This window comes from Anabaena azotica FACHB-119, assembly GCF_014697625.1.
Taxonomy (GTDB): Bacteria; Cyanobacteriota; Cyanobacteriia; order Cyanobacteriales; family Nostocaceae; genus Trichormus; species Trichormus azoticus_A.
In genome coordinates this window covers 16836-28400 of record NZ_JACJSG010000046.1, presented here as the reverse complement: position 1 = coordinate 28400, position 11565 = coordinate 16836, and the positions used below count along the sequence as shown (strand labels likewise).

Sequence of the window (11565 nt, the reverse complement as noted above, 5' to 3'; positions counted from 1 at the left end):
TCAGTCCTGACGGTGTATGCTGGGGGTCAAGAAGCGCAAAAATACGACTTCCAGCAATTGATGTGGTGTTTCACATTCGTATTTAACTGATAACTGTTCACTGTTCATTGTTAAGTTTATAATCTCACCTGTTTTTTTACGTATTATCACTATACTTTAGGGAAGAATTTTTCTTTACAGTGTATCAGATGGATGGCATTTATACAGGCGATATCCATCGGCTAAAGTCAATGATTTGTATTATAAAAATGAATATTAGTATTTAATTATGAATAACTTTAAAAATGCCTTCATTTCTTACGGGAGAGCAGATAGTAAAGCCTTTGCGACTAAGCTGCATCAGCGACTGATAGAAGCCGGCTTCAACATTTGGTTTGACCAAAATGATATCCCTTTAGGTGTCGATTTTCAAAATCAAATAGATGACGGAATTGAGAAAGCTGACAATTTTCTGTTTATCATTGCGCCCCACTCAATTAACTCCCCCTATTGTGGTAAAGAAATAGAGTTAGCACTGCGTCGTAAAAAACGTATTATTCCCTTGCTACACGTAGAGCAAATTACCCAGGAAACTTGGCAAGAACGCAACCCTGGAAGAGATGCTAGTGAGTGGGAACAATATAAAACCAAGGGATTACATTCTAGTTTTCCTAATATGCACCCAGCAATTGGTAAAATTAACTGGGTATACTTCCGTGAAGGTATAGATGACTTTGAAAAATCCTTTGCGGGACTGCTAGAGCTATTTTCCCGCCATCAAGATTATGTGTATCAACACACCTACTTTTTAGCCAAAGCCTTGGAGTGGGAACGACAGCAACAACACTCACAATACCTATTAATTGGTGACGAGCGGGTACAGGCGGAAAACTGGTTAAAATTTCGCTTTAAAGATGAGCAACCACCATGTGAACCAACAGATTTACATTGCGCTTTTATCTGTCAAAGTACAAAAAATGCTAATAACCTGATGACTCAGGTGTTTCTCTCTTACTCAGAAAAAGAGAGAGCATTTATGGCAAAAATTGCCAAAATATTAATGCGAAAAAGCTTCACGGTTTGGACAAACAAAACAGATATTCAGACTGGCGCGGATTTTGTCGAGTCAATTTACCGAGGTATTGAGGAAGCAGACAATTTGGTGTTTCTGATGTCACCAGCCTCTTTACAATCAGAATATTGTCAAATGGAACTGTCTCATGCTTTCTCTCTGAAAAAACGGATCATTCCTTTATTAATTGAACAAGTAGACATAGAGCAGATTCCTGTAGAACTACGTACCTTGCAGTTCATCGACTTTACAGACCAAGAAGAGGAGGGAAAAGAGTCTGCCGATACTGATCAACTAATTAATATACTGACTCAAGATGCAGCTTACTACGAACAGCATAAAATCTTATTAGTCAAAGCTCTGAAGTGGGAAAGACAAAAACGCAATTCTAGTATTCTGTTGCGGGGTTATAATCTTCGAGAGGCGGAAGCTTGGTTAAAAATAGCTCAACAAAAAACCCAACATCCACCCATACCTTTACAAGTAGATTTCATCAGCGAAAGCCTCAATCAACCACCTCTAGTAGCACTAGATGTATTTGTTTCCTACTCTCGCGCTGATTCTGATTTTGCCCGCAAGCTCAACGATACCTTACAAATTCAAAACAAAACTACTTGGTTTGACCAGGAAAGTATAGCCTCTGGTAGTGAGTTTGAGCAAGAAATTTATAAAGGGATAGAAAGCGCCAACAACTTCTTATTTATTATTTCGCCAGACTCGATCAATTCAGACCAATGCAAGGCTCAGGTAGAGTATGCAAACTCATTGCATAAAAGGATTGTCACGGTTTTATATCGGACAATTAATACTGGAGAACTTTTGCCAGAATTGGCTAAGGTGCAGTGGATTGATTTTTGTCAGCATGGTGCAGACTTTTTGACAAAATTTGGGGAATTAACCAGAACATTAGATGCAGATCCAGATTATGTGCGATCGCACACTCGGCTTTTACTCAAAGCCAAAGAATGGGAAGATGCTAAACGTGACGATAGTTTTTTGGTACGGGGTAAAGATTTAATCGCCTCTGAGGAATGGTTGAAGCAGTCTGTTGACAAACAACCAGCCCCCACCAATCTCCAACTAGAATATCTTGCAGCCAGTCGCGCTCTCCCCTATCGTAAAATCAAGCTCCGCACTGTGCTGTTGACTAGTTTGGCTGTGTCAATGCTAACTTTTATTGCTAGGTTTTTCGGACTCACCCAGACTTTAGAACTAGCAGCTTATGACCAGATGATATCCTTACGTCCTGATGAACCAAAGGACGAACGATTTTTAATGGTCGATGTTGACCCCCAAAGTTTGGAAAGTTTGAATCAAAGTGGGAGATATCCGGGTGGTAGAGGTTCTATTTCTGATGCTGCTCTAGACGATTTACTCAAAAATCTTTCCCAGCATCAACCTAGTATGATTGGGTTGGATTTTATCCGTGATTTTCCGGCTGAGGATAGCCTAAGACAACGTTTGCAGCAAACGAAAAACTTTATTTCGGTCTGTAAAAACACTGATAATAGCCGGGGTGAAAAAATTATTGGCTTTAAACCAGCGCCAGAAGTCCCCCTAGAGCAAGTTGGCTTTGCTGACTTGGTTGATGATGATGCTAAAGGTGGTCGTTATGTGCGCCGACAATATTTAATGCAAAAGCCAGACGAGAAATATTGTCAGACAAGGGAAGCTTTCAGTCTAGTAATTGCTCGTCGCTACCTAGAAGCTAAAGGTCAGTCTTTCACCTCTCCTCTCAATCCCCAAACCAAACGATATGACCAGCCTATGCAGTTTGGTAAAACTGTGATTCCCCGACTACTGGGATTGGGAGGTGGCTATCAAGACATGGATAATCAGTTTGAAGGCTATCAAACAATGCTCAAATATCGTACCTTTAAAGGCCACCTCAATGATTTCGCGCCTAGAGTCAATATTTTGGAGGTTTTGGACAATCAAGTTGCTGCGGAAAAAATTAAAAATCGGATTGTACTGATTGGCTTTACTGATAAGCAAAGCAGACAAGCTGATTACTGGAGTACACCCTATGGTGACGTTGCTGGAGTGACTTTACATGGGCAAATGATCAGCCAGATATTGAGTGCGACCTTAGATAATCGTTCGCTCATCTGGTGGTGGCCTCTTGGTTATGAAACAATCTGGATGTTTGGCTGGGCTTTGGTGGGTGGTCTTGTCTGTTGGCGATTTAACCGCAATCTTCATATCGGTATAGCTGTAGTAGGTTCTACTGGAACTTTATACATTATATGTTCTGTAATTCTGGTCAGCCAAAGTGGTTGGATACCTTTTATTCCGCCAGTTTTGGCATTATTAGTTACTGGAGGAACAGTAATATACTTAACTGATAAGCTCCGTAAAAATTAAATCAACATATCACCAAAGAGGTAATGACAAAATGATCCGTTCCCGTTTATCCATTCGCCGATCAACTGTTTTCATCTGCTCTTTGACAAGTGCTGTTTGTGTGAATTTTGTGTCGCCTATTTTTGTTCACAAAGCCCAAGCACAGAGTATTGTTGAGCGTATTGGCCGAATGTTTAATACTTCCAGACCAGAGGGAAATGCTTCTGGACGTTCACGAGCAGGAGCGACGCGATCGCAATGTTCTCAAATCGAGGACAACAACCTCATGGCCTTAGTTCCCAATAACGATGGTGGCTCGACTACTCAAGATTATCCCCAGTTCTGGTTTTATTTACCCTTCGGTGGCACTTCCGAGTCACCTCCAGCCACATTTAGATTATTAGATGAAAACAAAAGGTCTGTTTTGTCAAAGCCTTTGCAGCTCTCTTTACCAGAAAAAAAAGGCATCGCCAGCATTAGTATTCCCTCTACCGAAAAACCATTATCAATTGGCAAAAGATATCAATGGTACTTCAAAATTACTTGCGTCAATGATCAGGGACAGAACACAAATATTAGTGTCAATGGTTGGATTGAAAGAGTAGCAGCGAGTGCTGAATTAGTACAAAAAATTAAGCAAACAGCAAATCAACAGCAGTACATCCCTTATGCAGAAAATAATATTTGGTACGACACTGTTAGCAAACTTGCTCAAAACCGCACAGCTAATCAGCAGGAATGGAATAATTTACTATCACTTTTTCAGCTGAAGGAATTTGCTAACTCTCCTGTTTATGAACTGAAGATCCAAAAGCAATAACATACATCCCTACACCAAGTCTTAACAGATAACCTTGGTGCGTAAGTCCTGTTTTCTACATACAGCATATTTTGGTAGGACTTACGCAACTGGCATATTTTTTCTGTAGGGTGTGTGAGGAGCGATAATATTTGAACGTAGTCATGAGACTTGTAGCGTCACGCACCAACCACCAATTGTGACACTTGCGTAAGTCCTGTTTGGGTAAATGAGGTACAAGTGTCAAACCCAAAACCATGTAGAGACGTTACATATAACGTCTCTACAGTATTTCACGAATAGCGAAACTGCTGTAAGTGAAAGGTCATACCAATTTGAAAAAAGAATGCGACATCAGAAATGAAAACATGAAATTTCTCAGCCTTTCGGTAAAAGGGTTGATACTCAACAATGTCTGATAAAAAAGCCTGAACAGTTATTAAAACTAGTTCAGGATATAATTTGAATCAAGAATTTTTGTTAAAAATCGAAAAAATATTAAATTCGCTGCTACGTTTTTTGACCTATGCTTCTTCAGATTTTTCGCTTTTTTGTCCTGGGGAAGATTCATAAAGAGCATCTAGTTGTTGACGTGCATCTTCAACATTAATTGAACGCATTACTAACAGAGGTTCTTTAATAAATTTACCTGTACTATCTAATAATTCAGGGTGTGGTGTTATTTGTGTATTCACTGATGGATAACCATAGCTTCCCTGATTGGCATTTTGCGGGTTGGTTGAGTAATTCCCACCTAAGCCAGAACGCATCCCATCACGATCAAAACTAAACATAATTAAATTACGAATTAGGTTTGCTACAGCTATGAGAGCAAGAACTGTAAAAGCCATAATATAAAGCAGGTGTAACATCGGATTTTCCTCCAGCAACAGCGATTTTGGAAATTTATGCTTTAAACGTTTTGTTTTACTCGTTGATTATCAATGGCGAGGCTAAATACTTGGCACATTTGTAAGTGCGTCTATAGCTATATGGGGAAATTTGCCAACATCATAATAATCAATTGTATCTTATAATACATTATTTTTTTGTTAAAATAATGTTAAGAAGTTTACCCCATCATCCAGAGTCATGTGAAACCCTGCCATCTATTGACTAGATTGCTGCGAACGAAAGCGTGCCGCTACATTCCAGCATTCAGTTACTAATTGGTGCCAAGGTGCCATCGTTGCCATATCGATGCCAACTTGCCCCTCTGTCGCAGTAAACAGCATTTTTGCTGTGTTGAGTTCTTCCTGGGCTTGCTTAAGGCGCGACAACAAGTCTAACTGCTCTTGTTCATCCATAAATGAGAGCCGCTCAGTTTCCAGAAAGTCGCGCGATCGCGTAAACCAATACTGAAAATCTTCAAGCAACGGTTGCAGTACCGTTTTCAGCAGCTCAGTTCCCGATATATTCGAGTCTGACATAAATGAGAGAGGAACTTCTAATTTCTTTATTAATATTAACTCTATTTATCTTTCTTAACATTACTATAAGGTATTTCTTAAGGAAGATTTAATTGGCATCTGTAGTTATAAATACAAAATATACACAGTACAGATTGTACAGGAGGATAGAGGCGCTTAGGCTAGGGACTGGAGGTGAGCAAAGAGATATATCCATTTCTTGATGTGTGGTTTATTACATATATCCCAATGGGAACTCAGCAAAAGCAAAAACCTTCCACTTCCCCTTTACATTTTATGTACATGGTGGATAACGACAACTGATCGCAAGCTAGTCAACCGTTTGACTACAATAGATAAATCCCAAAATATTCCCAATAATATATAAGTAGTTATGCAAAAGCACCTTGATTACCAAGGATAGCTGACACAGCAGGAACATAAGCCCGTGTTATATTTGGGTAGATTTTGAGAACTTCAATTGATAAATTAATCTAGCAGTCACTTCGCTAATGGTTCAGCAGCCAATGTCGCCTAATCAAGACCCCAACAATCAGCCAGAACAACCACAGAAAATCTACTTACCGCGTACCAGCGAATCAGAAACCCTAAAAAAGATTCGCCACACCGCTTCCCACGTAATGGCAATGGCAGTGCAGAAGCTGTTCCCCAAGGCGCAAGTTACAATCGGCCCCTGGATTGAGAATGGATTTTATTACGATTTTGACAATCCAGAGCCATTTAGTGATAAGGATCTCAAAGCCATCCAAAAAGAGATGGTGAAGATTATTAATCGCAAACTGCCAGTAATTCGGGAAGAGGTCAGCCGTGAGGAAGCACAAAGACGGATTCAGGAAATTAAAGAACCTTATAAATTAGAAATCCTGGCAGATATTAAACAAGAACCAATCACAATTTACCACTTGGGCGATGAGTGGTGGGATTTATGCGCCGGGCCTCATGTGGAAAACACCAAAGATATCAACCCGAAAGCCATAGAGTTAGAAAGTGTGGCGGGTGCTTATTGGCGTGGGGATGAAACCAAAGCCCAATTACAACGTATTTATGCTACTGCTTGGGAAACTCCCGAACAACTAGCCGAGTACAAGCGCCGTAAAGAAGAAGCATTACGACGCGACCACCGCAAACTCGGTAAAGAATTGGGTTTATTTATCTTTTCTGACCTAGTAGGGCCTGGTTTACCTTTGTGGACTCCCAAAGGTACTTTGTTACGCAGCATTTTAGAAGACTTCCTCAAGCAGGAACAACTCAAGCGAGGTTATTTACCTGTAGTTACTCCCCATATTGCCAGAGTCGATTTATTTAAAACTTCGGGACACTGGCAGAAATACAAAGAAGATATGTTTCCCCTGATGGCGGAGGATGAAGCAGCCGCAGAACTTGAGCAAGGTTTCGTCATGAAACCCATGAATTGTCCCTTCCACATCCAAATATATAAGAGTGAGTTACGTTCCTACCGAGAACTACCAATGCGCTTGGCTGAGTTTGGGACTGTTTACCGTTACGAACAATCAGGAGAGTTAGGCGGTTTAACTAGGGTGCGTGGTTTCACCGTGGATGATTCCCACCTGTTTGTGACTCCCGAACAGTTAGACGATGAGTTTCTCAATGTAGTGGACTTGATTTTGTCGGTATTCCAAAAACTACAATTGAAGAACTTTAAAGCAAGACTGAGTTTCCGTGACCCAGCCAGTGATAAGTATATCGGTTCTGATGAGGTGTGGGACAAAGCCGAGGGTGCAATTCGCCGCGCAGTGGAAAAGTTGGGGATGAACCACTTTGAAGGTATTGGGGAAGCGGCGTTTTACGGGCCGAAACTCGACTTTATTTTCCAAGATGCTTTGGAGAGGGAATGGCAATTAGGCACTGTACAGGTAGATTACAACTTACCTGAACGGTTTGATTTGGAATACGTCGCTGAAGATGGTTCCCGCAAACGTCCGGTAATGATTCACCGTGCGCCTTTCGGTTCTCTAGAACGGCTGATTGGGATTTTAATTGAAGAGTATGCGGGGGATTTCCCTTTATGGTTAGCACCAGTGCAAGCTAGATTGTTACCTGTAGGCGAAGCACAGGTAGACTTTACCAAAGATGTAGCTGCGAAGATGCTGGCTTTGGGTATTCGCGCCGAAGTTGACAATAGTGGCGATCGCTTGGGTAAACTCATCCGCAACGCCGAGAAAGATAAAATACCCGTGATGGCGGTAATAGGGGCTAAGGAAGTAGAAAGCAACACGTTAAGCATCCGTACCCGCGCTTCTGGCGAGTTAGGCGCTATACCTGTGGATGAAGTCGTGCAGAAGATGAAGGATGCGATCGCTAACTACGAGAACTTCTAGTCATCAGTCGCTTGGGTAATACCCAGGCGACAACCTCAATTCATTAAACATATTGCTATGAGTACCACAAAAGATAAAGTCCAATCTCTTTTACAGCAACTACCTGATGATTGCTCAATTGAAGATATCCAATATCATTTATACGTAATTGATAAAGTTTTGCGAGGATTAGAAATAGCTAAAACAGCAGGTACTATTTCTCAAGTGGAAGCTGAAGAGAAATTGAGTAAATGGCTTATCAAGTAGTTTGGTCTTCCACAGCTTTAGAAGATGTAGATGCGATCGCTAACTCTGATAACCTATAATCGTCAGGTAGGTCAAACAGACCTATAAACTTTCTATATCAACTCGAAAATACTAAATATTTATCTATATACGAGAAAGCTTTGTCGCGGCAATTTGTGATTACCGTTACCTACAAAAAGAGCCTATATTATTTATTGAATAAAATAATTGTTTTGCAATTTACTTCTATTATATAGGTCTTATATTATGTATCAGTTCTATGATATGTCCAACTCTGTTCAACATTTTACTGCTCAAAAAAATCTCATTCAAGGGCTTTTCGTTCACGACGACTGGCTAAAAATATGCACAAGAAAGCCAAATCATCCAGCTGTAAGAAGGTATAAGATTTGCGAACAGATGATTGCTCAAGGGGGGATAATAAAATTCCCTGAAAATAAAGATATTCTTCCCGAACTTACTTCTATATTGCTTGATAACTATATCCTATCAAAAGTAAGTGGTGGTAATTCTGCAAGTTTCTCACTTGGAGATTTTGCAAACTACGGTGATGATAAAGTAAGGCAGCAGATTGCATCTCAGTTAAAGGAACCAGATGGTTTTCAAAGTATAATGACAGAACTTTCTTTTGGAGCTTGGTTCTTAAATAAGAAAGGTTTTCAATTAACTGCAACAGAAGATGAAGGATTGGCTGATTTTAAGGTAGATATAGATAATTATCCTGTTCCTATTGCTGTAGATTGCAAACATATAGATAGCAATACAAACGATACAAGATATAAAAAAGTTATTGAAAAGGCAAACAAACAAATAAAAAGATGGAAAGCCAGTTTGTCATGTCAAGAAATACATGGCATTGTTGCTATCGATGTTTCTCAAAAAATGTTACATACAAATAATGATTTTGGAAAGCTTTTACCTAACTTAAAAGAAATTGTAAATATTATACGAAATCTACTAAGAAAAGATTATTCGTATGTAAGTGGTGTCTTACTGATTTGCGATTCCTTTGAGATGAGTAAGGAACCTGGAGATGCTTCATCAACTAGCTATTCCTTTGCCAGAAGTGGATTATTTATTAAACATTTGAATCCTGTTAAACCTTTACCTAGCTATCTTGCTGAACCTTTTGAAAACCAATGGGGATATGAGGCAGGGAACCTAGTAAATTGGAAACCTAGAGAGTTATAGCTACCAACTTATAACTGTTAATGTTGATACTTTCGTCAATTCTCTATCAGCAGTTACTAGGTTTGCATTTGTCTTAAACGCCCTAAAATCTAGACGATTGTAGTCAAAGCATGATGAAAACAACAATATCACTACCAGACTCAGTTTTTGAAAAAGCCGAAGCACTGGCAAAACAGTTAGGTTTATCACGCAGCGAATTGTACACAAAGGCATTGCAAGCTTATCTGCAAAAGTACAATCGTAATCAAATTCTCAACAAGCTAAACGAAGTTTATTCTCAAGGGTCTTCTGAACTAGACCCGTTTTTGGCAAGGATGCAATTTCTCTCTCTAGAGAGTAATAATTGGTAATATATTTTCAAGAAAATTGCTCAAGATGCCCAACAGGTTTTCTCTGGAAATTCGCCTTTTTTCCAGTATTGTCTCACCTTTACAGCTGCTCTTTGGAACAATGCTTGTGAGTTTTGAGTTGGTGTTTCTTTCAGTTCTTTAACTTCTCCACTGTATTTATCTAACCACAGCGTTCCAAAAGAATCTTCGTGCGGCCCGAAGAGGTAAGTAACACCAGTTTCATCTTCTTGGTCTTTTAAAATCAAAACGTAAAAAGCCATAGTCTATGAAGTGGTTTATAAATTTTGCATACTTCATTTGTAACCCAAATGGGGTACAAATGAGGTACATTTAATTATGCTTCTGGTGGACTCCACAAACGACCAGAGTTTAGAGTTGCATTATGAGCAGTCCGGTAGTCGGTATTGAAAATCACTTCAAAGCGTGACTCAAAGTATTCATGTTCCAGTAAACGCAAATCTTCAGGAAGATAATTACCTTGTTGTAACCTAAACCAAGCATCAGCTATATCTGGATCTGGATCAAAGCAATCAAATCTATCATCCAACTGATGCTGGCGATAGAATATATGATCTTTTATCCGTCTAATGCGAAACTCTGCCCAACCTGTGGTACGCGCAATTGCTACTATATCGTCCGCAGTACCACGGATAGTATTATAAGCTTCAGGAGCATATTGCTCCCAGCGTTCCATATATTTCATTTTTTTAACTTTAATATAAAATTTAATATATCTTAATATTAACTCAATTTATAATTATTATCTCCGGTGAAATTACTTAAGTATATGGCAGCACTTAGATAAGTGTATATTTTTTACTAACACATCAGTATCGATATAACTCATGAACAAATCAACTAAATACATGGGATGCTAGTTGATTGGTTAGGTGAGTATTTGTAGATGTCTATTTCTTCTGTCACGGTTAAGGTTCCCGGTACAACGGCTAATTTGGGGCCGGGTTTTGACTGCATCGGTGCAGCGTTAACTATATATAATCAATTCCAGTTCACAAGCCAGGATGAAAGCAAGTTAACTATTCAAGCCACAGGCGCAGAAGCCCAACGGGTGCAAACGGATGAGAGTAATTTAGTTTATCAGGCGTTTGTCAAGTTATATCAATATATAGATCAGCCAGTGCCAGGGGTGAAAATTGAGATTGATTTAGGTGTACCTCTGGCGCGGGGTTTGGGGAGTTCGGCTACAGCTATTGTTGGGGGTTTGGTAGGTGCGAATCGATTGGCGGGTGAACCTCTGTCTCAGGCGCAGGTGACAGATTTGGCGATCGCAATGGAAGGACATCCTGATAATGTAGTCCCGGCTTTGTTGGGGGGATGTCGTCTGGCGGCTACCAGTGTTGCAGGTTGGGAAATTTGTGATATTCCTTGGCATAGTAATATTATCCCCGTGGTGGCGATTCCTGATTTTGAATTGTCTACCTCCGAAGCGCGGCGAGTTTTACCCACAGAATATATTCGTGCAGATGCGATTTTTAACACTGCTCATTTGGGGTTGTTGTTGCGTGGTTTGCAAACTGGTAAGGGAGAATGGTTAAAGGCGGCTTTACAAGATAAGCTGCATCAACCCTATCGCCAAGCTTTAATTCCTGGTTACGATGCTGTGAATGCGGCGGCGATCGCATCTGGTGCTTACGGTATGGTAATTAGTGGCGCAGGGCCGACACTGTTGGCTTTGGCGGATGTATCTCAAGCTCAAGCAGTAGAAGCAGCTATGGCTTCAGCTTGGGAAGAAGTGGGAATTACGGCGCAAGTGCGATCGCTTGCTCTCGATACTCAAGGCGCAACATAAAAATTC

Annotated in this window: 11 protein-coding genes; 7 read left to right on the top strand and 4 right to left on the bottom strand. The window is 40.2% G+C overall.

Going from position 1 to position 11565, the window contains the following annotated elements:
• Positions 1 to 268 precede the first annotated feature (268 nt).
• A complete protein-coding gene (locus H6G83_RS26835; protein ID WP_190477724.1) occupies positions 269 to 3415 on the top strand; it encodes a TIR domain-containing protein in 3147 nt (1048 codons plus the stop codon).
• A 109-nt stretch (positions 3416 to 3524) separates the two neighbouring features.
• Positions 3525 to 4214 carry a DUF928 domain-containing protein gene (locus H6G83_RS26830; RefSeq protein ID WP_313937119.1) on the top strand — a complete coding sequence of 230 codons (690 nt, stop codon included), beginning with the start codon at positions 3525 to 3527 and terminating at the stop codon, positions 4212 to 4214.
• Between the two features lie 503 nt (positions 4215 to 4717).
• Here the strand turns inward: H6G83_RS26830 and H6G83_RS26825 are convergent.
• Both H6G83_RS26825 and H6G83_RS26820 read right to left on the bottom strand, forming a co-directional pair.
• Positions 4718 to 5065 (bottom strand): DUF2973 domain-containing protein, encoded by a 348-nt coding sequence (locus H6G83_RS26825; protein ID WP_190477720.1) that lies wholly within the window; start codon positions 5063 to 5065, stop codon positions 4718 to 4720.
• Between the two features lie 237 nt (positions 5066 to 5302).
• The gene (locus H6G83_RS26820; RefSeq protein ID WP_190477718.1) at positions 5303 to 5623 is read right to left on the bottom strand and encodes a DUF2605 domain-containing protein; all 321 of its coding nucleotides are present in this window, start codon (positions 5621 to 5623) and stop codon (positions 5303 to 5305) included.
• 491 nt (positions 5624 to 6114) lie between these two features.
• On the opposite strand from H6G83_RS26820, the gene thrS reads away from it, so the two are divergent.
• The 4 genes from thrS to H6G83_RS26800 all read left to right on the top strand — a co-directional run bounded on the left by thrS (position 6115) and on the right by H6G83_RS26800 (position 9749).
• Positions 6115 to 7962, top strand: coding sequence for a threonine--tRNA ligase (gene thrS, locus H6G83_RS26815; protein WP_190477716.1), 1848 nt, complete (start codon positions 6115 to 6117; stop codon positions 7960 to 7962).
• A 57-nt stretch (positions 7963 to 8019) separates the two neighbouring features.
• Complete coding sequence (locus H6G83_RS26810) at positions 8020 to 8208, top strand: hypothetical protein (RefSeq protein WP_190477714.1); 189 nt, start codon at positions 8020 to 8022, stop codon at positions 8206 to 8208.
• A 264-nt stretch (positions 8209 to 8472) separates the two neighbouring features.
• The gene (locus H6G83_RS26805; protein ID WP_190477712.1) at positions 8473 to 9399 is read left to right on the top strand and encodes a hypothetical protein; all 927 of its coding nucleotides are present in this window, start codon (positions 8473 to 8475) and stop codon (positions 9397 to 9399) included.
• A 113-nt stretch (positions 9400 to 9512) separates the two neighbouring features.
• A complete protein-coding gene (locus tag H6G83_RS26800; RefSeq protein ID WP_190477709.1) occupies positions 9513 to 9749 on the top strand; it encodes a ribbon-helix-helix domain-containing protein in 237 nt (78 codons plus the stop codon).
• Between the two features lie 20 nt (positions 9750 to 9769).
• Here H6G83_RS26800 and H6G83_RS26795 read toward each other — a convergent pair whose 3' ends face one another.
• Positions 9770 to 10009, bottom strand: coding sequence for a hypothetical protein (locus tag H6G83_RS26795; RefSeq protein ID WP_190477707.1), 240 nt, complete (start codon positions 10007 to 10009; stop codon positions 9770 to 9772).
• A 74-nt stretch (positions 10010 to 10083) separates the two neighbouring features.
• Positions 10084 to 10452, bottom strand: a complete 369-nt coding sequence (locus tag H6G83_RS26790; protein ID WP_190477705.1) for a hypothetical protein — start codon at positions 10450 to 10452, stop codon at positions 10084 to 10086.
• 201 nt (positions 10453 to 10653) lie between these two features.
• On the opposite strand from H6G83_RS26790, the gene thrB reads away from it, so the two are divergent.
• A complete protein-coding gene (thrB, locus tag H6G83_RS26785; RefSeq protein WP_190477702.1) occupies positions 10654 to 11559 on the top strand; it encodes a homoserine kinase in 906 nt (301 codons plus the stop codon).
• Positions 11560 to 11565: the final 6 nt, after the last annotated feature.